Origin of the sequence: Mycobacterium sp. SMC-14 (assembly GCF_046250075.1) — a bacterium.
GTDB lineage: Bacteria > Actinomycetota > Actinomycetes > Mycobacteriales > Mycobacteriaceae > Mycobacterium.
Map to the genome: position 1 here is coordinate 1,017,809 of NZ_CP176429.1, position 22,523 is coordinate 1,040,331.

Genomic DNA, 22,523 nt, shown 5'->3' on the forward strand with positions numbered 1-22,523 from the left:
CGACCTCAGTAGCTTCGAGGCAGGCCCAGCGAGGTCTGCGCGACGAAGTTGAGGATCATCTCCCGGCTCACCGGTGCGATCCGCGCCAGCCGGGACGAGGTGACCGCCGCGGCGATGCCGTACTCCTTGGTCAGGCCGTTGCCGCCGAGTGACTGCACCGCCTGGTCGACCGCCCGCGTCGACGCCTCGCCGGCGGCGTACTTGGCCATGTTGGCCGCCTCGGCAGCACCGAAGTCGTCGCCGGCGTCATAGAGCGTCGCCGCCTTCTGCATCATGAGCTTGGCCAGCTGGATCTCGATGTGGTTCGCCGCCAGCGGATGCGACAGGCCCTGGTGCGCGCCGATCGGGGTCTTCCACACCTGGCGGGTGGTGACGTAGTCGACGGCCTTGCCGATCGCGAAGCGGCCCATGCCGACCGCGCTGGCCGCGCCCATGATGCGCTCGGGGTTCAGGCCCGCGAACAGCTGCGCGATGGCGGCGTCCTCGGAGCCCACCAGCGCGTCGGCCGGCAGCCGAACGTCGTCGAGGAACACCTGGAACTGGCGCTCGGGGCTGACCAGCTCCATCTCGATCGGCGTCCAGCTCAAACCGGGGGTGTCGGTGGGCACCACGAACAGGGCGGGCCGCAGGTTGCCGGTCTTGGCGTCCTCGCTGCGGCCGACCACCAGCACGGCCTGCGCCTGGTCGACGCCGGAGATGAAGGTCTTCTGGCCCTTGAGGATCCAGTCGGAGCCGTCGCGGCGCGCGGTGGTGGTGATCTTGTGCGAGTTCGATCCGGCGTCGGGCTCGGTGATGGCGAACGCCATGGTCAGCGAGCCGTCGGCGATACCGGGGATCCACCGCTTCTTCTGCTCGTCGGTGCCGAACTTGGAGATGATGGTGCCGTTGATGGCCGGTGAGACGACCATCATCAGCAGAGCGCAGCCGTTCGCCGACATCTCCTCCATGACCAGCGACAGCTCGTACATGCCGGCGCCGCCGCCGCCGTACTCCTCCGGCAGGTTGACACCGATGAAGCCGAGTTTGCCTGCCTCGTTCCACAATTCGTCGGTGTGCTCGCCGGCGCGGGCCTTCTCCAGGTAGTAGTCCTGGCCATAGTTGCGGGCCATCGCTGCGACCGACTCGCGCAGTGCGCGCCGTTCGTCGCTTTCGATGAAGCTGGTGTCGCTCTTGGAATCGGTCACAGTGGATCTCCTTCTGCTTGCGTTGTCTCGGATTGTTCGACACGGGCCAGCACGGCGCCGACCTCTACCTGGTCGCCCGGCTTGACGTCGAGTTGAGTGAGCACGCCGTCGGACGGCGCGCTGATGGTGTGTTCCATCTTCATGGCTTCCAGCCAGATCAGTGGCTGGCCGGCGCTCACCTGGTCACCGACGGCAGCGCCCAGCCGGATCACGTTGCCGGGCATGGGCGCCAGCAGCGATCCCTGCGCGACAGCCGACTCCGGATCTCCGAATCGGGGCAACGCCACCAGGTGGATACCGCCGCCGGGCGAGTCGACGTAGACATCCGAGCCGTACCGGGCGACGGTGAACGTGCGGGCGACGCCGGCCGGGTCGGCCAGCACCACTTCATCCGGAGTCGACGAAATCAGGGTGACCTCGGCGCCGTTGACAATCAATCCCGTTCGGGTGAAACGGTATTCGATCCGATGCTCGGTACCTGCGTCGTCGAGATAGGCCTTGGACTGGAAACCCGAAGCCAGGTTGCGCCAACCGCCCGGAATGGATCCGAACGCCTGCGCGGTGGCCCGATTGTGCGCGGCGTCGGCCAGGGCGGCCGCGATCGCACTGGCCTGCACTGTTGCGGCGTCGGCCAGCGGCGCCGACAGTTCGGCCAGACCGTGGGTGTCGAAGAACGCGGTGTCGGTCGCACCGTCCAGGAAGGCCGGGTGGCGCAGCACGTTGACCAGCAGGTCACGGTTGGTGCGCAGGCCGTGCAGCCGGGTTCGCGCCAGCGCGCCGGCGAGCACCGTGGCCGCCTGCCGGCGGGTCGGTGCGTAGCTGATCACCTTGGCCAGCATCGGGTCGTAGTGGATGGACACCGTCGACCCGCCGACGATGCCGGAATCCAGCCGGACACCGGTGCGCCGGGACAGCGTCTCGAACTGCGTCGCCACGCCCGGGATCTCAAGGGCGTACACCGGTCCGGCCTGCGGCTGCCAGCCGTGGGCCGGGTCTTCGGCGTAGAGGCGCACCTCGATCGAATGCCCTTGGGCGACCGGCGGCTCGGCATCGAGCCGGGTTCCGTCGGCCACCGCGATCTGCAGTTCGACCAGGTCGACGCCGGTGGTCTCCTCGGTGACCGGATGCTCGACCTGCAGTCGGGTGTTCATCTCCAGGAAGTAGAACTCGCCGCGGGAGTCGGCCAGGAACTCCACGGTGCCCGCGCCGGTGTAACCGATTGCGCTGGCCGCCAGCCGGGCGGCCTCGAACAGCTTGGCGCGCATCCCCGGGGTGCGTTCCACCAACGGCGATGGCGCCTCTTCGATGACCTTCTGGTGGCGGCGCTGAATCGAGCATTCCCGCTCACCGACCGCCCACACGGTGCCATGCTGATCGGCCATCACCTGCACCTCGATGTGATGCCCGGTCGGCAGATAGCGCTCGCAGAACACCGTCGGGTCGCCGAACGCCGAAGCGGCCTCGCGCTGGGCGGCTTCCACTTCGCCTGCCAGAGCGGACAATTCAGTGACCACTCGCATACCCCGGCCGCCGCCGCCCGCAGAGGCCTTCACCAGCACCGGCAGTTGATCGGCGGTGACGGTTTCCGGGTCGAGTTCCTCGAGAACCGGTACGCCCGCGGCGGCCATCATCTTCTTCGACTCGATCTTGGAGCCCATCGAGGTCACCGCCGCCACCGGCGGTCCGATCCAGGTCAGACCGGCGTCCTGCACGGCAGCGGCGAAGTCGGCGTTCTCGGAAAGGAATCCGTAGCCGGGATGGATGGTGTCGGCGCCGGCGGCGCGAGCCGCGGCGATGATCGCCTCGGCGGACAGGTAGCTGGTGGTCTCCGGCAGGCGCACCTTCGCGTCGGCTTCGGCGACGTGCGGCATTCCCGCATCGGGGTCGGTGTATACCGCGACCGTGCCCAGGCCCAATCGACGACAGGTGGCGAAGACCCGTCGGGCGATCTCGCCGCGATTGGCCACTAGAACAGTGCTGATCATTGACTCTGCCTTCTGCTCTTCGCGCAAGCGCTCATCGCGCTCACATCCGGAAGACGCCGAAGTTCGACGTCCCCTCGATCGGGCCACTGGCAATGGCGGACAAACACATTCCCAATACGGTGCGGGTATCGCGGGGGTCGATCACCCCGTCGTCGTAGAGCATCCCCGACAGGACGAGCGGCAGCGACTCCGCTTCGATCTGCCCTTCGACCATGGCGCGCATGGCGGCATCGGCCGCCTCGTCGACCTGCTGCCCGCGGGCCTCGGTGGCCGCCCGGTTCACGATCGACAGCACGCCGGCCAGCTGCGCTCCGCCCATCACCGAGGATTTGGCGGACGGCCAGGCGAACAGAAAGCGGGGGTCATAGGCCCGCCCACACATGCCATAGTGCCCGGCACCGTAGGAGGCGCCGAGCAGCAGCGAGATGTGCGGCACCGTCGAATTGGACACGGCGTTGATCATCATCGAGCCGTGCTTGATCATCCCGCCCTCTTCGTAGTCCTTGCCCACCATGTAGCCGGTGGTGTTGTGCAGGAACAACAGTGGGGTGTTGGAGCGGTTGGCCAACTGGATGAACTGGGTGGCTTTCTGGGATTCCTCGCTGAACAGCACGCCCCGCGCATTGGCCAGGATGCCGATCGGATATCCGTGTAGCCGTGCCCAACCCGTCACCAAGGATGACCCGTAGAGCGGCTTGAACTCATCGAAGTCGGAGCCGTCGACGATCCGGGCGATCACCTCTCGCGGGTCGAACGGGACGCGCAGGTCCGCGGGCACGATGCCGATCAGCTCGTCGGAGTCGAACAGCGGCTCGGTCACCGCCTTGGGCTTCGGGCCCTGCTTGACCCAGTTCAGCCGGGCCACGATCCGTCGACCGATCCGCACCGCGTCAAGCTCGTCGTTGGCGAGGTAATCGCCCAACCCCGAAGTGCGCGAGTGCATCTCGGCGCCGCCGAGCGACTCGTCGTCGGACTCCTCGCCGGTGGCCATCTTCACCAGCGGTGGCCCGGCCAGGAAAACCTTGGAACGTTCCTTGATCATCACCACGTGATCGGACATGCCCGGCACATAGGCCCCGCCTGCGGTGGAGTTGCCGAAAACCAGCGCGATGGTCGGGATGCCGGCGGCCGACAACCGAGTCAGATCGCGGAACATTTGGCCGCCCGGAATGAAGACTTCCTTCTGGGTGGGCAGGTCCGCTCCGCCCGATTCCACCAGGGAGATCACCGGAAGCCGGTTCTCCAGGGCGATCTTGTTGGCCCGCAGGATCTTGCGCAGCGTCCACGGGTTGGACGTGCCGCCCTTCACCGTCGGGTCGTTGGCGACGATCATGCACTCCACGCCCTCGACCGCGCCGATCCCGGTGACCAGGCTGGCCCCGACCTGGAAGGCGCTGCCCCAGGCAGCCAAGGGGCACAGCTCCAGGAACGGTGAGTCGGGGTCGATCAGCGCCTCGATGCGTTCCCGGGCGGTGAGCTTGCCGCGGGAATGGTGGCGCTCGACGTACTTGGGTCCGCCGCCGGCGAGTGCTTTGGCGTGCTCGGCGTCGATCTCGGCGAGTTTGTCGTTCAGCGCCTCCGCCGCCTCGGTGTAGGCGGGGGAGTTGGGGTCCAGGGTGGACTTGAGGGTGGTCATAGCCACCCCCGACGATTCAGAGCGGAGCCTGCGGAGCGATGCGGAGGAGGGGGAGTAATCATGATTGGTATCCCAGGGTCTTGGCGGCCAGTGAGGTCAGGATCTCGGTGGTTCCACCGCCGATGCCGATGATGCGCATGTCCCGATACTGGCGCTCCACCTCGGACTCGGCCATATAACCCATGCCGCCGAACAGCTGCACCGCCTGGTTGGCCACCCATTCACCGGCCTCCACCGCGGTGTTCTTGGCGAAACACACCTCCGGGATGAGGAAGGCCTCCCCGGCCAGCTGCCGCTCGACGACGTGGCGGGTGTAGACCCGGGCCACATCGATGCGGCGGGCCATCTCGGCCAGCGTGTTCTGCACGGCCTGCCGCGAGATCAGTGGCCGGCCGAACGTCTCCCGGTCCCGGCACCAGGTCAGGGTCAGGTCCAGGCAGCGCTGCGCGCTGGAATACGCCTGCGCTGCCAGCCCGACCCGCTCGGAGACGAACGCCGAGGCGATCTGGGCGAAGCCGGTGTTCTCGACGCCGACCAGGTTGGCTACCGGCACCCGGGCGTCGACGTACGACAGCTCGGCGGTATCGGAGGATCGCCAGCCCATCTTCTCCAGCTTGCGACTCACCTCAAACCCCGGCGTGCCCTTCTCGACCACCAGCAGCGACACCCCGGCCGCTCCCGGCCCGCCGGTGCGCACCGCGGTGACGACGTAGTCGCCGCGCACCGCGGAGGTGATGAAGGTTTTGGAGCCGTTGACCACGTAGTGGTCGCCGTCGAGGCGCGCTGTGGTGCGCAGGTGTCCGACATCGGAGCCGCCGCCGGGCTCGGTGATGGCCAGCGAACCGATCTTCTCGCCGGCCAGCGTGGGGCGGACGAACTCCTCGATCAGCCGCGCATCGCCCGAGGCGATCATGTGCGGCACCGCGATACCGCAGGTGAACAGGGAGGCGAACACCCCGCCCGGCGCTCCGGCCTGGTGCATCTCCTCGCAGACGATCACCGCGTCGGCGCCGTCGCCGCCACTGCCGCCGACCTCCTCGGGGAAGCCCGCACCCAACAGGCCGACCTCGGCGGCCTTGCGGTGCAGTTCGCGCGGCAGCTCGCCGGAGCGTTCCCACTCGTCGACGTGCGGCAGGATCTCGCGCTCGACGAAGCCGCGCACGGTCTTGCGCAGCTCCTGGCGCTCGGCGGTGGTCCAGATACTCACAGTTCCCCTTCTGACAGCAGCTGCTCGGGTATCTCGAGGTGACGACTTCGCAGCCATTCGCCCAGCCCCTTGGCCTGCGGGTCGAATCGGGCCTGGTAGGCGACGCCCTGCCCGAGGATGCCCTCGATGACGAAGTTCACCGCGCGCAATTTCGGCAGCAGGTGACGGGTGACCGGCAACTCGGCGGTTTCGGGCAGCAGTTCGCGCAGCTTGTCCACGGTCAACGTGTGGGCCAGCCAGCGCCACTGCTCGTCGGTGCGCACCCAGACTCCGACGTTGGCCGAGCCGCCCTTGTCGCCGCTGCGGGCGCCGGCGATCGTCCCCAGTGGCGCGCGGCGGCTTGGGCCGGCCGACAGCGCCTCGGGCAGTTCCGGGTCGGCGGCCGCAGCGAGTTCCAGGGTTTGGGTGGCGGAGGGAATGTCCACCCGGGTGCCGTCGGCGTGCACGGCGACGTGCGGCACCCGGGTGGCATCGACATAGCCGGGGGTGAAGACCCCGTAGACCTGGCCGTCGCCGGGTGGGGCGGTGACACAGAACCCGGGGTAGCTGGCCAGTGCGAGTTCGATGCCGGCCGCGGAGAACTTGCGGCCCACGTTGGCCGGGTCCGGGTCGCGCACCACACAGTGCAGTAGGGCGCTGGCGGTTTCCTCGGTGTCGGCGTCGGGGTGGTCGGTGCGCGACAACGTCCAGTCCAGCTCGGCCGGCCGGACGGTCAGTGCCGCCTCGAGCTGCGTGCGCAGCAGCGTGGCCTTGGCCTCGATGTCCAGGCCGGTCAGCACAAAGGTGGTGGAGTTGCGGAACCCGCCGATGCTGTTCAACGAGACCTTGTAGGTCGGTGGCGGCGCCTCCCCGGTCACGCCCGAGATCCGCACCCGGTCCGGCCCGTCGGCGGCCAGCTCGATGCTGTCCATCCGCGCGGTGACGTCGGGGTTGGCGTAGCGCGCGCCGGTCACCTCGTAGAGCAGTTGCGCGGTCACGGTGTCCACGCTGACCAGCCCGCCGGTGCCGGCATGTTTGGTGATCACCGACGACCCGTCGGCGTGGATCTCGGCGAGCGGGAACCCGGGGTGCAGCAACTTCTCGGTGGGAATCTCGGTAAAGAAGGAGTAATTGCCGCCGCTGGCCTGGATTCCGCACTCGATGACGTGGCCCGCGACCACGGCCCCCGCGAGCTGGTCGTAGTCCGTGCGGCTCCAGCCGAAATGAGCGGCGGCGGGTCCGACGATCACCGATGCATCGGTGACGCGGCCGGTGATCACCACGTCGGCGCCGCCGGCCAGGCACTCGGCGATGCCCCAGGCGCCCAGGTAGGCGTTCGCCGTCAGCGGAGTGCCCAATCCGAGCTCGGCGGCACGGGGGAGCAGGTCATCGCCTTCGACGTGGGCGACGCGGGCCGGAACGCCCAGGCGCTGCGCCAGCTCGCGCACGGCGTCGGCCAGGCCGGCCGGATTGAGCCCGCCGGCGTTGGCCACGATGCGAACGCCCTGGTCGAGGGCCAGTCCGAGGCACTGTTCGAGCTGGGTCAGGAAGGTCTTGGCGTAACCGCGTTCCGGGTGCTTCATCCGGTCGCGACCCAGGATCAGCATGGTCAGTTCGGCCAGGTAGTCGCCGGTGAGGTAGTCCAGCTCGCCGCCGGTGAGCATCTCGTGCATTGCGGCGTGGCGGTCGCCGTAGAACCCCGAGCAGTTACCGATCCGAACGGCTGCTGTCATCCCCAAATCCCATCCCTCAACCAACCGGTAGGTTAGCCGGTACCGCCGGTGCCGCGTCAAGGCGTCGGTCCCAGCTTCGCCTCTCCTTCGTCGAGCCTCGCTGAACCGCCGGGCCTATGCGTCGGTCCCAGTTTCGCCTCTCCTTCGTCGAGCCTCGCTGAACCGCCGTATTCGCTATTTTGGAGCCGACGCTGGTCACCGGCTATCCTTTCGGATAGTCCCGCCGCTGGTATCGAAGCGGCACTATGCCAACAACAGGAGAGGCTCGACCATGGCCGTGCCGAAACGCAGGATGTCGCGTGCGAACACTCGTAGTCGCCGCGCGCAGTGGAAGGCTGAGGCAACCGGCCTGGTCAACGTGACGGTCGCCGGCCGCGCGCACAAGGTGCCGCGTCGCCTCCTCAAAGCTGCACGCCTGGGCCTTATCGACCTCGATCGTCGCTAATTAGGCTCCGACACGACCTGCTCCTGACCCTCCAGATCGCCTTTCGGATGATTGGATAGCACCCATGGCTACCCGGGTACTGGTTGTTGATGACGATCGCGCTGTGCGCGAGTCGTTGCGCAGGTCTTTGTCGTTCAATGGTTACTCGGTCTCGCTGGCCACCGACGGCGTCGAGGCGCTCGAGGCAATCACCAGCGACCGTCCGGACGCGATGATCCTGGACGTCATGATGCCGCGGCTGGACGGACTGGAAGTCTGTCGTCAGCTGCGTAGCACCGGTGACGACCTGCCGATCTTGGTCCTGACGGCCCGCGACTCGGTGTCCGAGCGGGTCGCCGGCCTCGATGCCGGCGCCGACGACTACCTGCCCAAGCCGTTCGCACTGGAGGAGCTGCTGGCGCGGATGCGGGCATTGCTGCGCCGCACCACCGCCGAGGACCTGTCCGAATCGGTGGCGATGTCGTTCGAAGACCTGACGTTGGACCCGGTGACCCGCGAGGTCACCCGGGGTGACCGCCAGATCAGCCTGACCCGCACCGAGTTCGCCCTGTTGGAGATGCTGATCGCCAACCCGCGTCGGGTGCTGACCCGCAGCCGGATCCTCGAGGAGGTGTGGGGCTTCGACTTCCCCACCTCGGGCAACGCGCTGGAGGTCTACATCGGGTACCTGCGTCGCAAGACTGAAGCCGAAGGTGAGCCGCGGCTGATCTACACCGTTCGCGGGGTGGGTTACGTGCTGCGCGAGACTCCTCCCTGATGCAATCGTTCCGCCGCCGACAGGGTGAAGAGGCGAAGAAGACATCCCTGTCACTGCGCTGGCGGGTGATGCTACTGGCGATGTCGATGGTGGCATTGGTGGTGGTGTTGATGGCGGTGGCCGTCTACGCCGTGATCTCGGCGGCGCTCTACAACGACATCGATAATCAGCTGCAGAGCCGTGCCGAGATGCTGATCGCCAGCGGCTCGCTGGCCGCCGATCCGCGCAAAGCGATCGAGGGCACCGCCTACTCCGACGTCAACGCCATGCTGGTCAACCCGGGCCGGTCGATCTACACCGCCAACCAGCCCGGTCAGCGGTTGCCGGTCGGACAGCAGGAGAAGGCCGTCATCCGCGGCGAGCTGTTCCTGTCGCGCCGCACCGCGTCCGGCCAGCGGGTCCTGGCCGTGCACCTGCCCAATGGCAGCACGCTGTTGATCTCCAAGAGCCTGGCGCCTACCCGGGCGGTGACGATGAAGCTGCGGTGGGTGCTGCTGGTCGTCGGCGGGGTGGGTGTCGTGGTGGCCGCGGTGGCCGGCGGCATGGTCACCAGAACCGGGCTGAGACCGGTGGGCCGCCTGACCGAGGCGGCCGAACGCGTGGCGCGCACCGATGACCTGAGACCGATCCCGGTCTACGGCAGTGACGAGTTGGCCCGACTTACCGAGGCGTTCAACGCCATGTTGCGGGCCTTGGCCGAGTCGCGGGAGCGGCAGGCACGACTGGTCGCCGACGCCGGGCATGAGCTGAAGACCCCGTTGACGTCGCTGCGTACCAACGTCGAGCTGTTGATGGCGTCGGCGGCGCCGGGTGCCCCCCAGCTGCCGGAGGAGGAGATGGCCGAATTGCGTGCTGACGCAATCGGCCAGATCGAGGAATTATCCACGCTGGTGGGCGATTTGGTGGACCTCACCCGCGACGATCAACGCGAGGTTGCTTACGAGCAGGTCGACATCACCGAGGTCGTCGACCGCAGTATGGAGCGGGTCCGGCGGCGCCGCAACGACATCGAGTTCGACATCCAGGTGGTGCCGTGGCACGTATACGGCGATGCCGCGGGGCTGTCGCGCGCGGTGCTCAACCTGCTCGACAATGCCGCCAAGTGGAGCCCCGCGGGCGGCGTCGTGGGTCTGCGAATGCGGCAGCTCGACCCCACGCACGTGGAGATGGTCGTGTCCGACGAGGGGCCCGGAATCCCGGAGAGCCAACGGGAATTGGTGTTCGAACGTTTCTACCGATCGGACTCGGCGCGCGCGATGCCCGGATCCGGGCTGGGGCTGGCGATCGTCAAACAGGTGGTGCTCAAACACGGTGGAAAGATCACCATCGGAGAGACCATGCCCGGGGGGACGCCGCCTGGGACTTCGTTCCGAATGGTGTTGCCCGGCGGGGCCACGTCGGCCGAGCAAATACCGGCCGGAGCAGTCACAGGCGCTTCTCAGTCCACGTAGGCATGGTGGTGAGGCAACGTCGCCGCAGTCGTGTCCCTAGGAGTAGGCAGCAAACATGACGAATTACCCCGGGTACCTTCCGCCGCCTCAGCAACCGGAACGGGCCAACCCGACCGGTGGGCAGCCGGCGGACCAACGCGGACAGTCCGGTTATCCGGGCCGGGCCGCGCAGGGTTCGTACCCGCCGCCCTACGACTGGCGTTACGCCCCTCAGCAGGGCCAGCAGCAGCACCAGCAGTCCGCGTACCGCTCCGCCTATGACGCCTCCTACGGCCGCCCCGGGATTCCGGTCGGCCCGGGCGGTCCCGGGGGGACACCGCCGAAGCGTTCTCGCACCGGAGGTTTGGTGCTGGGGGCGGTGGCGATCGCGGCGATGTCCGGTGTGATGGGCGGCGTGGTCGGCTCGGCGCTGCACTCCGATCACAAGCCGGTCGCCACCGGAAGCCACTCGCCGAGCATCCAGGCGCCGGGTGTGCCGGCCGCGGTGAATCTGCCGGACGGCTCAGTGGAGAAGGTTGCGGCGAAAGTGGTGCCCAGCGTCGTCATGCTGGAGACCGATCTGGGCCGCCAGTCCGAAGAGGGCTCGGGCATCATCCTGTCGGCCGACGGCCTGATCCTGACCAACAACCATGTGGTGGCCGCCGCTGCCGCCAAGCCCGACCCGAGCACCAAGCTAGACCCGGGCAGCAAGCCCGACGGAGCGCCCAAGGGGGCGCCGAGGACCACGGTCACCTTCGCCGATGGCCGCACCGCACCGTTCACCGTGGTGGGGACGGACCCGGCCAGCGATATCGCCGTGGTGCGCGTCCAGGGCGTGTCGGATCTGACCCCGATCACGATCGGCTCGTCTGCAGACCTGCGGGTGGGCCAGAACGTGGTGGCGGTCGGGTCGCCGCTCGGCCTGGAGGGCACGGTGACCACCGGGATCGTCAGCGCACTCAACCGGCCGGTGTCCACCAGCGGTGAGGCGGGTAACCAGAACACCGTGCTCGATGCGATCCAGACCGATGCCGCCATCAACCCCGGTAACTCGGGCGGTGCATTGGTCAACATGAACGGCGACCTGGTCGGGATCAACTCCGCGATCGCCACCATGGGCGGCGATTCCGCCGAAGCGCAGAGCGGCTCGATCGGCCTCGGCTTCGCGATACCGGTGGACCAGGCCAAACGGATCGCCGATGAACTCATCAACTCGCCGGACCACACGGCGTCGCATGCCTCGCTGGGGGTGCGCGTCACCAGCGAGCGCAGCCTGCACGGCGCCAAGGTGGTCGAAGTGGTGCCCGGTGAGGCGGCCGCGAAGGCCGGCCTGCCCGAGGGCGCGACGGTGACGGCGTTCGACAAGCGCCCCATCGGCAGCGCCGACGCGCTAGTGGCCGCGGTGCGCTCCAAGGCGCCCGGCGACCAGGTGACGCTGACCTACTTGGATGCCGGCGGAGCATCCAAGACCGCGCAGGTCACGCTGGGTAAAGCGCAGCAGTGACGGGTTGGTGACTGCGGTGTCGGAATCCGGATATACGGTTGCACCCATGGAGCAGTCCCGAGAACTCGCCGGCCGCGCACTCGTCGTCGTTGTTGACGACCGCACCGCCCACGGCGATGAGGACCACAGTGGCCCGTTGGTCACCGAATTGTTGGCCGAGGGCGGATTCATGGTCGACGGTGTGGTCGCCGTCTCCGCCGACGAGGTCGAGATCCGCAACGCGCTGAATACGGCGGTGATCGGCGGCGTCGACCTGGTTGTTTCGGTGGGCGGTACCGGGGTCACCCCGCGCGACGTCACACCCGAGGCCACCCGCGAGCTCCTGGACCGCGAGATCCTCGGCATCGCCGAGGCGCTGCGCGCTTCCGGGCTGTCCGCCGGGATCGCCGACGCCGGGCTCTCGCGTGGTCTGGCCGGGGTCTCGGGCAGCACCCTGGTGGTCAACCTGGCCGGGTCCCGGGCGGCGGTGCGCGACGGGATGGCGACACTGAACCCGCTGGCCGCGGCGATTATCGGCCAACTGTCCAGCCTGGAGATCTAGGCGGCCATGCCCGGACTCGAAGAGCATCAGTCGTCGTCGGACGAACGCGACCCGGACGACGCCCGGGAAGCCGAGGAACGCGAGCGCTGGTTACGGGACAACATCCCGCCGCATCACGGTTGAGGTTCGACTTCTCGAAATCCCCCGTACGGACTCCGCGACGGCTACTACGGTTCGCCGTAGGCGGCGTGGCGCCGCTTCGCAGTGCATCCGTACGGAAGGGGAATTGCGGTGCTCAAGGGGTTCAAGAATTTCCTGATGCGCGATGACGTCATCACCGTGGCCATCGGTCTGGTCGTGGCGCTGGCGTTTTCCAACCTGGTCAAGGCCTTCACCGACAGCGTGATCAACCCGCTGATCTCGGCCGCCCAGCCCGATACCGCAGGGCTGGGGCTGGGCTACCAATTGGGTGCGGAGGGCAACGAAGCGACGTTCATCGACCTCGGCGCCTTCATCTCGGCCATCATCTACTTCGTCGTGTTCATGGCCACGATCTACTTCCTGATCGTGTTGCCCTACAAGCACATCCAGAAGCGCCGCGGGAACACCGTATTCGGCGACCCGGCACCGACCAAGACCTGCCCCGAGTGCAAGTCCGAAATCGCCGCCGACGCGAACAGGTGTAAGTTCTGCGCCAGCGTGCAGCCCGCCGCCGCTTAGCGGCGGTCAGCGCAGGGTGAGCGTGACGGCCTGACCCAGCGTGGCGCCGGCCACCGCTACCGCGGCGGTGGCCGGCAACGCCACCAGTACCACGCGGTCGTCGTGGTTGTGCTTGTCGGACACCAGCACCACGATCCCGCCACTGGCCAGCACCCGGGCGGCGCCCGGAGGGCCGGCGGCATCCTCGGGGGCGGCCGTCACGACGTCGACGACATCGCCTGGGCGCACCAGATCGATCAGGGCGGCGTCGGCCGGGTGCACTCCCACGATGCGCGCGTCGGTTCCGGCAGCGGCCTCGGTGAGCCGGCGACCCAACAGACGCACATCGGTGAGTATCTCGCCGCGGCGGGCAGGACCCGTCAGCGTGGACTGCACCACCGCCGCCGTATCGGTGACGGCGCCGTCGGGAACTGTTTGGGCCGAACGGCTTTCAAGGGAAACATCGTTGATGGTCAGGGCAGTGCCGGGCGCGATATCGTGGTTTGCCACCACCACATCGAGCCGGTCGCCCTGCGGGTTGGAGCGGATCGTCGCGACGCCGGCCAGCACGACAAGTGCGGCTGCGGTCACTCGACGGGCGCGCACGGTGCGGGTCCAGTCCGGGCGCAGGGCCAGCGATATTCGGCTGATCAGTGTGGGATTGAGCGACTCGCCCATGGCCGCACGCTAACCGGTAGGTTCACCGGGCGTCGTCGGCTCAAGCGCCGGACTGTGGATAACGGACTAGCTGGCGGTTGTCGCCGGTGCCGACGAGGTGGTGCTCGCCTTGGCGCTGTCGCTGGACTTGGCGCCGCTGTCGGCCGATTTGGTGCCGCTGTCGCTCGAACCGCTGCCGGAGTCACTGGAGCTCGTGGAGCTGGCGGAGCTACTGCCGTTGCTGGAACCGTTGGACGTTGACTTCCCCGACTTGCCCGCTTCCCGGCTGTCGTTGCGGTAGAAGCCACTGCCCTTGAAGACCACGCCGACCTTGCCGAAGATCTTGCGCAGCCGGCCGTTGCATTCCTCGCAGTTGGTCAGTGCATCGTCGGTGAAGGCCTGGACCACGTCGAAGCGGTTGCTGCACTCGGTGCAGGCATAGCTGTAGGTGGGCACGTGAACCTCCGTGAATCGAACAATCGGCTTAGCACTCTACCGTGCTAAGTGCTAGAACCACTATGTGGCCTTCCTCATTCCAGGCCCCTGTGGCTCAGCCCAGCGCCACCAGGCCGAGTCCGGGTGTCAGGGCATGGGTCATCGGCACGTCATGGGCCTCGGCAGGCAGCTTGTCGAGAAGCTCGGCGTCGCGGACCACTGCGACCAGCGGAATCTGCGGTCTGCGCCACTGCAGCGAGCGGTCGTAGAAGCCGGCGCCGCGGCCCAGTCGCGCCCCCCGGCGGTCGACGGCCACTGCCGGCACCACGATCAGGTCCGCCTCGGCCAGCGCTTCGGCGGCCAGCCACGGTTGCGGTGGTTCGAGCAGGCCGAACCGGGCGGTGACCAGGGAATCCGGCCGGTACTCGCCCCATAGCAGCGCCAGCGGGGTCCCGGCGTCGTCGGTGCGCACCACCGGCAACAGCACCCGCACGCCGCGACGGGTCAGGCGAGCCAGCATCTCGATCGAGCCCGGCTCGCTGCCGACCGGGACATAGGCGCAGACCGTGGTGGCCCGGCCCGCCAGTTGTTGCAGGTGCTCGGCCAACGCCGCGGCCTCGGCGGCGTGCACGTCGGGGGGTACCGCGCGTCGGTCGGCGAGCAGTCGCGCCCGCAACGCGGACTTGGCGGCCACCACCGCGTCGTCGGTCACGGCAACCAGACTGTCAGCAACGGCTCGCCTACCGCCAGCCGAAGAGATCAAGTGGATTGCGGTTATCGTGTGAGCAATGCCCACGCCGAAGGTCCCGATTCCGCGCACCGCCATTGTGCCCGCGGCAGGTTTGGGCACCCGCTTTCTGCCCGCGACCAAGACAGTGCCCAAAGAGCTGTTGCCGGTCGTCGACACCCCCGGAATCGAGCTGGTCGCAGCCGAGGCGGCCGAGGCCGGTGCCGAGCGGTTGGTGATCATCACCTCCGAGGGCAAGGACGGCGTGGTCGCGCACTTCGTCGAAGACCTGGTGCTGGAAGGCACGCTGGAGGCTCGCGGTAAGAAGGCCATGCTGGCCAAGGTGCGCCGGGCCCCGCAGTTGATCAAGGTCGAGTCGGTGGTGCAGGCCGAGCCGTTGGGCCTGGGGCATGCCATCAGCTGCGTCGAGCCCACGTTGTCCCCCGACGAAGATGCCGTCGCGGTGTTGCTTCCCGACGACCTGGTGCTGCCCACCGGTGTGCTGGAGACCATGTCGAAGGTGCGTGCTCGCCGGGGCGGCACCGTGTTGTGCGCGATCGAGGTCAGTCCCGACGAGGTCAGCGCCTACGGCGTCTTCGACGTCGAGTCGCTGCCCGACAGTGACAACCCGGACGTGATGCGGGTCAAGGGGATGGTCGAGAAGCCCAAGGCGCAGGACGCACCGTCGATGTATGCCGCGGCGGGCCGCTATGTGCTGGACCGGGCCGTGTTCGACGCGTTGCGGCGCATCGATCGCGGGGCCGGCGGCGAGGTGCAGCTCACCGATGCCATCGCGCTGATGATCGCCGAGGGCCATCCCGTGCACGTCGTCGTGCACCGGGGGTCGCGACACGACCTGGGAAATCCGGGCGGCTACCTCAAAGCTGCGGTTGACTTTGCCTTGGACCGCGACGACTACGGTCCGGATCTGCGTCGGTGGTTGGTGGCGCGGCTGGGCTTGGCGGAGAACTGAGCTGACGTCTGCGGAGAATCGGACCGATGCAGCAACGGAGAAAGGCGCACCGTGCGTTCGGTTGAGGAGCAGCAGGCCCGGGTTTCGGCTGCCGCGGTGGCGCCCCGCCCGGTCCGGGTAGCGATCGCCGAGGCGCAGGGCTTGATGTGCGCCGAAGAGGTGGTCGCCGAGCGGCCGATGCCCGCATTCGACCAGGCCGCCATCGACGGTTACGCGGTGCGCAGCGTCGATGTGCTGGGTGCCGACGCGATCGGCGACAGCTCCGATGGGGCCGGGCGCGATGATGCCTCCAACACCGTGGTCACCCTGCCGGTGTTGGGTGTCATCGAAGCCGGTGCGCGCACCCCGACCCGGCTGCAACCCAAGCTGGCCACCCGGATCCAGACCGGGGCGCCGATGCCCACCCTGGCCGATGCGGTCCTTCCGCTGCGCTGGACGGACGGCGGGAACTCCCGGGTCCGGGTGCTGCGCGGCGTGCGCCCGGGCGACTATGTGCGCCGGGTCGGTGACGACGTGCAGCCCGGTGACGTCGCGGTGCGTGCCGGCACGGTGGTCGGCGCGGCCCAGGTGGGGCTGCTGGCCGCCGTGGGCCGCGACCGTGTGCTGGTCCACCCGCGGCCCCGACTGTCGGTGATGGCGGTGGGTGGCGAACTGGTCGACGTCAATCGCACCCCCGGCAACGGGCAGGTCTACGACGTCGACTCCTACGCGCTGGCCGCGGCCGGTCGTGACGCGGGCGCGGAGGTGAACCGGGTCGGCATCGTCAGCAATGACCCCAAGAAACTGCGCGAGACGGTCGAGGGACAACTCAATCGCGCCGAAGTGGTGGTGATCGCCGGTGGAGTCGGGGGCGCCGCGGCCGATGAGGTGCGCGCGGTACTGGCCGACCTCGGCGACATGGAAGTCGCCCGGATCGCGATGCACCCCGGGTCGGTGCAGGGCTTCGGCCAGCTCGGCCCGGAAGGGGTGCCGACGTTCCTGTTGCCCACCAATCCGGTGAGCGCACTGGTGGTGTTCGAGGTGATGATCCGCCCGCTGATCCGGCTGTCGCTGGGCAAACGCGAGCCGATGCGCCGGATGGTGCAGGCCCGCACCCTCGGTCCGATCGCTTCGATGCCCGGGCGCAAGGGATTCTTGCGCGGCCAGCTGATGCGTGACGAGGACACCGGCGAATACCTGGTGCAGGTGCTCGGCGTTTCCGGCGGCACGTCGTCGCACCTGCTCGCCACGTTGGCCGAGGCGAACTGTCTGGTGGTGGTTCCCGAGGAGGTCGACCAGGTCGCCGCCGGCGAGTTGGTGGACGTCGCCTTCCTGGCTCAGCGGGGTTGAACCCGAGTCCATGTTGGTCAATCTGTGGCCGTTCAAGGCCGTTGAGCACCCCGGCTGGCCGAGTGTGCTCGGGCCCCTGCGGGTGCCGGCGGGGGTGATCCGGCTGCGGCCGGTGCGTATGCGTGACGGCGTGGCATGGAGCCGGATCCGGTTGGCCGACCGTGCCTACCTGGAGCAGTGGGAACCCAGCGTGGAGGTGGACTGGGTGACCCGGCACGGCAGCGCGTCCTGGCCGCCGTTGTGTTCGAGCCTGCGCACCGAGGCCCGCTACGGGCGGATGCTGCCGTATGTGATCGAACTCGACGGCCGGTTCTGCGGCCAGCTGACGGTGGGCAACATCGCTCACGGGGCGCTGCGCTCGGCCTGGATCGGCTATTGGGTGTCCAGTGCGGTGGCCGGCGGGGGAGTGGCGACCGGGGCGGTGGCGCTCGGGCTGGACCACTGCTTCGGGCCGGTACGGCTACACCGAGTGGAAGCCACCGTCCGGCCGGAGAACGCGGCCAGCCGAGCGGTGTTGGCGAAGGCCGGCTTCCGCCAGGAAGGACTGTTGCAGCGCTACCTGGACGTCGACGGGGCGTGGCGCGACCACCTGCTGGTCGCGATGACGGCCGAGGAGGTCGCCGGCTCGGTGACCGCGGCGCTGATCCGTTCCGGCCGCGCCGCCCGGGTCTGACGCAATTTCGGGCGAGATGTTACCCGTGTGGTAGTTGTGACTAACGAGGTCAGCGAGTAAATTACAACTGTGTAATTGGTTCGGCGCGTCGTCCGAGGTCGTGTGGGTCCCACACCTAGCCTTGGCTCGGAAAGGAGCAGGCCAACCATGCCCAGCATCCCGCAATCATTGCTCTGGATCTCACTGGTCGTTCTCTGGCTGTTCGTACTGGTGCCGATGCTGGTCAGCAAGCGCGACGCGGTGCGTCGTACCAGTGACGTCGCCTTGGCGACCAGGGTATTGACCAGTGGCTCCAGCGCCCGGCTGCTCAAGCGCGGCGGCCCGGCCACCGGCCACCGCAGCGACCCCGACTGGCAGCACAGCGCCGACGACATCGACGAGGACGCCGACATCGATGATGTCGACGAGGTCGAGGGCGAGCCCGCCCAGGACGGCTCGCGGGTGTTCGTCGCCGCGGCGGCCGTTTTCGTCGCCACCGCGGAAAAGCAGGTCGGTGAGCAGACCGAGCTCGACTACTTGGACGTCGATGTCGTCGCCGATGACTCCGACGTGCTCCCGCTGTCGGAAGCGGGGCTGGCCGCCGAGGTCGAAGCCGAGGCGCGTGCCCAGGCCGAAGCTCAGGCCGCCGCCGAGGCGGAAGCTCGCGCTGCGGAGGAGGCCGCCATGGCGGCCGAGGCCTTGGCGGCCAAGGTCGAAGCCGAGGCCGACGAGGACACCTATGAGGAGCCGGCCGCCGAAGCCGAATCCGACGGTTACGAGTACGAGTACGTCGAGGACAGCTCCGGGCTCGAGCCCGAGGCGGAGTCCTCCGCGCGCGGGTCCGGTCTGTCGGCCCGTGGGCGGCGGCCTCGTATCGACACCGCGGCGGCTGTCAGTGCGCGCAAGTACGAGTTCCGCAAGCGGGTGTTGATGTCGCTGGCGGTCATCCTGGTGCTCTCGGCGCTCACCGCCTTCACCGTGGCACCCAGTGCGTGGTGGATCTGTGGTGGCGCGGCCGGCGCGACGGTGCTCTATCTTGCCTACCTGCGGCGCCAGACCCGGATCGAGCAGCAGGTGCGGGCCCGCCGGGCACGGCGTTCCGAGCGGCCGCGTATGCAGCGCGAGAGTGTCCACAGCGACGCGTTCGAGGTGGTGCCGTCGCGGCTGCGCCGTCCGGGCGTGGCGGTGCTGGAGATCGACGACGAGGACCCGGTGTTCGAGCACCTGGAGTACACGTCGAGCTCCGGCCGGTACAACTGGCGCGGCGACCTGGCGCGCGCCTCCGGTCAATAGGTCTCGGTTTCAGTGCACCCGCTAGGGGCTGGTAATCTCCTAGCGGTCAGGGGCTATAGCGCAGTTGGTAGCGCGTCTCGTTCGCATCGAGAAGGTCAGGGGTTCGATTCCCCTTAGCTCCACAGAGGTTGGGTAGCTGGTCAGATCGGTCGATCGGCTTTGCGCACATGTTGATCCGCCAGCGTCGCCGCTATTTCGAACAGCCGTAGCCGGCTCTGCGGGCGAAGCTCGTACTGCGTGTCGATGATGCCGCCTTTGGCAAGGTGTGGATCGTGCGGCATGTATTCGGCGCGGATCTCGGCCTCCGTGAACAGATCGGTGAGATAGCGTCGCGCATTCGGAGTGGCGTGGTTCCTGCTGTTGTTGAGGATGACCATCGAGCGCGCCAACAGGTCGTGGTAGTCCATTGAGCGCAGCAGATCGATGGAACGCGCGACCGGCAGTGCGGTATCGCCGGTCAGTCCGGACACGAAGACCAAGGCGTCGCAGGAGTTGAATACCGCCTTCATCACCGGATGGTCCAGATTGTCCGACGTGTCGATCAGGACGATCTGGTGTGTGCGGCGCAGGCGGGCCAGCGCCTCGTTCAGCATCGAAGGCACGAGCGGACGAGGCTGGTCGGACGTCCGATTGCCCGACAGCACGTCCAAACCGATGCTGTTGTGGCCGAGATGTTCTCGGATATCGGTGTAGCCCCGAACATCGATCTTGGCGATGATCTCGGTGTAGCCGTCGGGTGAGGCGGTGTCGATCCGGTCGGCCAACGTCCCGAAGCCCGGTGCGGCATCGATCGCTACGACGTTGTCTGATCGCGATTCCCGGAATATGCCGCCGATGCACGTGGTCATCGTGGTCTTGCCGACGCCGCCTTTACCGGAGACCACGCCGATGACCAAGTGTTTGTGCATGCGCTGACGGATCTGATCGCGGAGTGCGCGGAAATGCTGTTCAAGCGGTGATTCCCCGGCATTGATGCCGCGGAATGAGGCGGCATAAACGAGTTTGCGCCAGCCGGAGGCAGGTGCGGCTTTCCGTGGCGCTTGCAGATCCGGCATATGCAGGATCTCGGCGATCGGGTAATGCCGATGGGGACGTCGACCTGCTTCGCTGCGGATCCGGTGGGCACCTGCCTGATTCGGACGCCGATGCGAACCCCGTTCCGTGCCGGCGGTGCTCCACTCGTGCGGCATCGGTGACGGTCGGTGCAGGTCGGTCACGAGGCATTAGTAGCACGGGCGGTCAATTGCCAATAGACAATTTATGACAGCAAGACACAACTGTTTGCCGGTCGTTACGATCCGGTGCCCCGCGACGGTCCAGTTAAGTCCCGGGTTCGGCTGATCCGTCGACGAACATGCACCGCGCCCCATGCGGTGGCCTCCATCTGGACAGTTACTTCTAAGACGTATGACCATGATCCGCGATATCCGGATCTATCTGGGTAAAGAGCCCCAATCGTTGACGGATCGCGATCCATGGTCATACGCTCTTGGCAATTATGTCTCCTCAAGGCCGACGCAGGCCCAGCGGAAGGGTGTGAATGTCGATGGCTGTGAACCGCGCCGCGCCCAGCGTCTTTGACGCTGGACTTCCCGCCGTCGACTACGGCCTGACTGCCGCTCCGCACGACATCCTCGAAGACCTCCGGCTGGCGCGATCACGCGCGCCCATCGCCATCGGGCCACTGGGCCCGGAGATCCTGTCTTACGAACTGACTCGCGACATATTGCGCGACAACAGATTCCGTCTGCCACCCGGTATCACTCTGGCCGCACAGGGCATCACATCGGGTCCGCTGTTCGACAAGCTGGCGAGCAGCCTCCTGGGCCTGGACGGCCCACCCCATACTCGGTTGCGCAAACTGGTTTCCAAGGCGTTCACCCCCCGCGCCACATCGCGTCTCCACGACACGATCCACGAGGTGGTCAACGGACTGATTGATCGGGTGATGGACGCCGGGCGGTGTGACGTCGTGGCAGACATCGCGCGTCCCTACCCCACGCCGATCATGTGCGCGCTGCTCGGTGCGCCTCGCGCGGACTGGCAGTTGTTCGCGGACTGGACCGAGGAGGTGTTCAAGGCCTTCAACTTCCAGCCAGATGCCAGCTTTGATGAAGCTGCGATCATGCGCGCCTGGAGCGAACTCGACGCCTACGTCGACGACATGGTCGCCGCCCGCCGAGGCAACCTGACCGATGATCTGCTCTCCGAGCTCATCCGCGCCGAAAGCGAAGGCGAGCGTCTGAGTCTCGACGAACTCCGCATGCTGGTTGCCGGCTTCCTGATGGCGGGGACGGATACGACGCGGAACCAACTGGCGGCGTCGGTCCAGGTGCTCTGCGAGCATCCGGACCAATGGGCGAAGCTGCGCGACCATCCTGAACTTGCGATGCAGGCGGTCGAGGAGAGCATGCGTCACTCACCGGCGGCCTGCATCGTGCCGCGAACCGCCGTCGACGATGTCGAGTTCGGTGGCTACCTGTTCCCGGCAGGAACGTTCGTGCTGGCGAACACTTTTGCCGCCAACCGAGATCCAGCGATCTATGAAGATGCCGACCGCTTCGACATTGCGCGCAGGGACGTCCCCGCAATTCTGACGTTCGGTGGTGGCGCGCATTACTGTCTGGGGGCGAACCTCGCACGCCGGGAACTGGCGGAAGCACTGACAGTCCTGACGCGTCGGCTTCCCACCGCCCGCCGGGTGGGTCCGGCCCCATGGAAACCGGTGCTCGGAATGACGGGTCCGACAACTCTTTCGATCGAGTTCACCAGCGAAAGGCTGGTGACGGCGGATGCGTAGTAGAGGCTGGGCGGGTTCGACGCCCGCATCGGACGAGGAAGCCATTTCGCGAATCCTGAGTGCGGTAGACGAGGAGATCGCCGTGCGCGGAGCGGCGGTGCGCCTAGCCGACGTTGCCCGCAGGCTCGGGGTTACGCGCCAGACGGTGTACCGCTATTTTCCCAATGCTGACGCGCTGCTCATCGCCAGTGCAATGCGTGCGGTCAACGGATTCATCGACCAGATTGCAGACCACGTCAGCGGCCTGTACGACCCGGTTGCCGCCGTGGTTGAGAGCGTCGCGTTCGGAGTTGAGAACCTCTCCGGTGATCCGCAGCTGGAAAGCCTCTTGACCCAGCGAGATGAAGGCGAAGCCATCGTCTCGCTGACCTCCGACACGGCAATCACGTTCTGCCTGTCTGTTTTTCACCGCTTCGATGTGGATTGGAAGCTTCACGGCTTCGATGCTGCGGCTCTGCGTGAACTCGCCGAGATGACCTTGCGCACGGTGCAGTCTCTGTTGACCGATCATGGACAAGTGCCGCGTACCGGACTCGCGTTACGCGGATTCATCGCTCGATGGTTGGGGCCGGCCATTCTCTATCCACGATTGACGGCACTGTCGGTTCAGGGGTAAG

Annotated in this window: 21 protein-coding genes and 1 tRNA gene; 13 read left to right on the plus strand and 9 right to left on the minus strand. The window is 67.5% G+C overall.

The annotated features are described in order from the left end of the window. Positions 1-5: 5 nt before the first annotated feature. From ACKY0W_RS04890 to ACKY0W_RS04910, 5 genes are read right to left on the minus strand one after another with little or no spacing between them, the layout of a single operon-like run. Positions 6-1,184, minus strand: coding sequence for an acyl-CoA dehydrogenase family protein (locus ACKY0W_RS04890; protein WP_406756047.1), 1,179 nt, complete (start codon positions 1,182-1,184; stop codon positions 6-8). Then, complete coding sequence (locus tag ACKY0W_RS04895; RefSeq protein ID WP_409436628.1) at positions 1,181-3,169, minus strand: acetyl/propionyl/methylcrotonyl-CoA carboxylase subunit alpha; 1,989 nt, start codon at positions 3,167-3,169, stop codon at positions 1,181-1,183. The genes ACKY0W_RS04890 and ACKY0W_RS04895 overlap by 4 nt, the downstream gene beginning before the upstream one ends. Before the next feature lie 40 nt (positions 3,170-3,209). Next, a complete protein-coding gene (locus tag ACKY0W_RS04900) occupies positions 3,210-4,805 on the minus strand; it encodes an acyl-CoA carboxylase subunit beta (protein WP_409436629.1) in 1,596 nt (531 codons plus the stop codon). Positions 4,806-4,863: 58 nt separating this feature from the next. Beyond that, positions 4,864-6,012 carry an acyl-CoA dehydrogenase family protein gene (locus ACKY0W_RS04905; RefSeq protein WP_409436630.1) on the minus strand — a complete coding sequence of 383 codons (1,149 nt, stop codon included), beginning with the start codon at positions 6,010-6,012 and terminating at the stop codon, positions 4,864-4,866. Next, complete coding sequence (locus ACKY0W_RS04910) at positions 6,009-7,724, minus strand: acyclic terpene utilization AtuA family protein (protein ID WP_409436631.1); 1,716 nt, start codon at positions 7,722-7,724, stop codon at positions 6,009-6,011. The genes ACKY0W_RS04905 and ACKY0W_RS04910 overlap by 4 nt, the downstream gene beginning before the upstream one ends. 271 nt (positions 7,725-7,995) lie before the next feature. On the opposite strand from ACKY0W_RS04910, the gene rpmF reads away from it, so the two are divergent. From rpmF to ACKY0W_RS04940, 6 genes are all read left to right on the plus strand, one after another. After that, on the plus strand, positions 7,996-8,169 hold the full coding sequence (gene rpmF / locus ACKY0W_RS04915; protein WP_024442852.1) for a 50S ribosomal protein L32: 174 nt from the start codon (positions 7,996-7,998) through the stop codon (positions 8,167-8,169). Between the two features lie 64 nt (positions 8,170-8,233). After that, the gene (locus ACKY0W_RS04920; RefSeq protein ID WP_024442851.1) at positions 8,234-8,926 is read left to right on the plus strand and encodes a response regulator transcription factor; all 693 of its coding nucleotides are present in this window, start codon (positions 8,234-8,236) and stop codon (positions 8,924-8,926) included. Further along, a complete protein-coding gene (locus ACKY0W_RS04925; RefSeq protein ID WP_406781121.1) occupies positions 8,926-10,377 on the plus strand; it encodes an ATP-binding protein in 1,452 nt (483 codons plus the stop codon). The genes ACKY0W_RS04920 and ACKY0W_RS04925 overlap by 1 nt, the downstream gene beginning before the upstream one ends. 55 nt (positions 10,378-10,432) lie before the next feature. Beyond that, positions 10,433-11,860: a S1C family serine protease gene (locus ACKY0W_RS04930; RefSeq protein ID WP_409436632.1), complete on the plus strand. Its 1,428-nt coding sequence runs from the start codon at positions 10,433-10,435 to the stop codon at positions 11,858-11,860. 46 nt (positions 11,861-11,906) lie between these two features. After that, the gene (locus ACKY0W_RS04935) at positions 11,907-12,401 is read left to right on the plus strand and encodes a molybdenum cofactor biosynthesis protein B (RefSeq protein ID WP_406781119.1); all 495 of its coding nucleotides are present in this window, start codon (positions 11,907-11,909) and stop codon (positions 12,399-12,401) included. Between the two features lie 231 nt (positions 12,402-12,632). After that, positions 12,633-13,061, plus strand: coding sequence for an MscL family protein (locus tag ACKY0W_RS04940; RefSeq protein ID WP_409436633.1), 429 nt, complete (start codon positions 12,633-12,635; stop codon positions 13,059-13,061). A 6-nt stretch (positions 13,062-13,067) separates the two neighbouring features. Here ACKY0W_RS04940 and ACKY0W_RS04945 read toward each other — a convergent pair whose 3' ends face one another. From ACKY0W_RS04945 to ACKY0W_RS04955, 3 genes are all read right to left on the minus strand, one after another. Next, a complete protein-coding gene (locus ACKY0W_RS04945; RefSeq protein ID WP_409436634.1) occupies positions 13,068-13,718 on the minus strand; it encodes an SAF domain-containing protein in 651 nt (216 codons plus the stop codon). A gap of 66 nt (positions 13,719-13,784) precedes the next feature. After that, positions 13,785-14,153 (minus strand): FmdB family zinc ribbon protein, encoded by a 369-nt coding sequence (locus tag ACKY0W_RS04950; RefSeq protein WP_409436635.1) that lies wholly within the window; start codon positions 14,151-14,153, stop codon positions 13,785-13,787. Between the two features lie 94 nt (positions 14,154-14,247). Next, a complete protein-coding gene (locus ACKY0W_RS04955) occupies positions 14,248-14,844 on the minus strand; it encodes a 5-formyltetrahydrofolate cyclo-ligase (protein WP_409436636.1) in 597 nt (198 codons plus the stop codon). 76 nt (positions 14,845-14,920) lie between these two features. On the opposite strand from ACKY0W_RS04955, the gene ACKY0W_RS04960 reads away from it, so the two are divergent. The 5 genes from ACKY0W_RS04960 (at position 14,921) to ACKY0W_RS04980 (ending at position 19,228) form a co-directional block, all read left to right on the plus strand. Beyond that, the gene (locus tag ACKY0W_RS04960; protein WP_409436637.1) at positions 14,921-15,832 is read left to right on the plus strand and encodes a UTP--glucose-1-phosphate uridylyltransferase; all 912 of its coding nucleotides are present in this window, start codon (positions 14,921-14,923) and stop codon (positions 15,830-15,832) included. Between the two features lie 51 nt (positions 15,833-15,883). Beyond that, complete coding sequence (gene glp, locus ACKY0W_RS04965) at positions 15,884-17,161, plus strand: gephyrin-like molybdotransferase Glp (RefSeq protein ID WP_409436638.1); 1,278 nt, start codon at positions 15,884-15,886, stop codon at positions 17,159-17,161. 10 nt (positions 17,162-17,171) lie between these two features. Next, positions 17,172-17,834 (plus strand): GNAT family N-acetyltransferase, encoded by a 663-nt coding sequence (locus ACKY0W_RS04970; protein WP_406756033.1) that lies wholly within the window; start codon positions 17,172-17,174, stop codon positions 17,832-17,834. A 147-nt stretch (positions 17,835-17,981) separates the two neighbouring features. After that, the gene (gene glpR / locus ACKY0W_RS04975; protein WP_409436639.1) at positions 17,982-19,106 is read left to right on the plus strand and encodes a gephyrin-like molybdotransferase receptor GlpR; all 1,125 of its coding nucleotides are present in this window, start codon (positions 17,982-17,984) and stop codon (positions 19,104-19,106) included. Between the two features lie 49 nt (positions 19,107-19,155). Further along, positions 19,156-19,228: transfer RNA gene (locus tag ACKY0W_RS04980), tRNA-Ala, on the plus strand. Positions 19,229-19,246: 18 nt separating this feature from the next. Here the strand turns inward: ACKY0W_RS04980 and ACKY0W_RS04985 are convergent. Then, positions 19,247-20,296 (minus strand): MinD/ParA family protein, encoded by a 1,050-nt coding sequence (locus ACKY0W_RS04985; protein WP_409437653.1) that lies wholly within the window; start codon positions 20,294-20,296, stop codon positions 19,247-19,249. 356 nt (positions 20,297-20,652) lie between these two features. On the opposite strand from ACKY0W_RS04985, the gene ACKY0W_RS04990 reads away from it, so the two are divergent. Both ACKY0W_RS04990 and ACKY0W_RS04995 read left to right on the plus strand, forming a co-directional pair. After that, positions 20,653-21,906: a cytochrome P450 gene (locus tag ACKY0W_RS04990; protein ID WP_409436640.1), complete on the plus strand. Its 1,254-nt coding sequence runs from the start codon at positions 20,653-20,655 to the stop codon at positions 21,904-21,906. Beyond that, positions 21,899-22,522, plus strand: a complete 624-nt coding sequence (locus tag ACKY0W_RS04995) for a TetR/AcrR family transcriptional regulator (protein ID WP_409436641.1) — start codon at positions 21,899-21,901, stop codon at positions 22,520-22,522. The genes ACKY0W_RS04990 and ACKY0W_RS04995 overlap by 8 nt, the downstream gene beginning before the upstream one ends. Position 22,523 lies beyond the last annotated feature (1 nt).

Excerpts from the sequence above, each read along its gene's own strand:
- ACKY0W_RS04900 (WP_409436629.1), bottom strand. The coding sequence starts at position 4,805 with ATGACCACCCTCAAGTCCACCCTGGACCCCAACTCCCCCGCCTACACC.
- ACKY0W_RS04930 (WP_409436632.1), top strand. The coding sequence starts at position 10,433 with ATGACGAATTACCCCGGGTACCTTCCGCCGCCTCAGCAACCGGAACGG.
- ACKY0W_RS04910 (WP_409436631.1), bottom strand. The coding sequence starts at position 7,724 with ATGACAGCAGCCGTTCGGATCGGTAACTGCTCGGGGTTCTACGGCGAC.
- ACKY0W_RS04990 (WP_409436640.1), top strand. The coding sequence starts at position 20,653 with ATGGCTGTGAACCGCGCCGCGCCCAGCGTCTTTGACGCTGGACTTCCC.
- rpmF (WP_024442852.1), top strand. The coding sequence starts at position 7,996 with ATGGCCGTGCCGAAACGCAGGATGTCGCGTGCGAACACTCGTAGTCGC.
- ACKY0W_RS04995 (WP_409436641.1), top strand. The coding sequence starts at position 21,899 with ATGCGTAGTAGAGGCTGGGCGGGTTCGACGCCCGCATCGGACGAGGAA.
- ACKY0W_RS04985 (WP_409437653.1), bottom strand. The coding sequence starts at position 20,296 with ATGCCGCACGAGTGGAGCACCGCCGGCACGGAACGGGGTTCGCATCGG.
- ACKY0W_RS04945 (WP_409436634.1), bottom strand. The coding sequence starts at position 13,718 with ATGGGCGAGTCGCTCAATCCCACACTGATCAGCCGAATATCGCTGGCC.
- ACKY0W_RS04895 (WP_409436628.1), bottom strand. The coding sequence starts at position 3,169 with ATGATCAGCACTGTTCTAGTGGCCAATCGCGGCGAGATCGCCCGACGG.
- glpR (WP_409436639.1), top strand. The coding sequence starts at position 17,982 with ATGCCCAGCATCCCGCAATCATTGCTCTGGATCTCACTGGTCGTTCTC.
- ACKY0W_RS04920 (WP_024442851.1), top strand. The coding sequence starts at position 8,234 with ATGGCTACCCGGGTACTGGTTGTTGATGACGATCGCGCTGTGCGCGAG.
- ACKY0W_RS04925 (WP_406781121.1), top strand. The coding sequence starts at position 8,926 with ATGCAATCGTTCCGCCGCCGACAGGGTGAAGAGGCGAAGAAGACATCC.
- ACKY0W_RS04935 (WP_406781119.1), top strand. The coding sequence starts at position 11,907 with ATGGAGCAGTCCCGAGAACTCGCCGGCCGCGCACTCGTCGTCGTTGTT.
- ACKY0W_RS04960 (WP_409436637.1), top strand. The coding sequence starts at position 14,921 with ATGCCCACGCCGAAGGTCCCGATTCCGCGCACCGCCATTGTGCCCGCG.
- ACKY0W_RS04970 (WP_406756033.1), top strand. The coding sequence starts at position 17,172 with ATGTTGGTCAATCTGTGGCCGTTCAAGGCCGTTGAGCACCCCGGCTGG.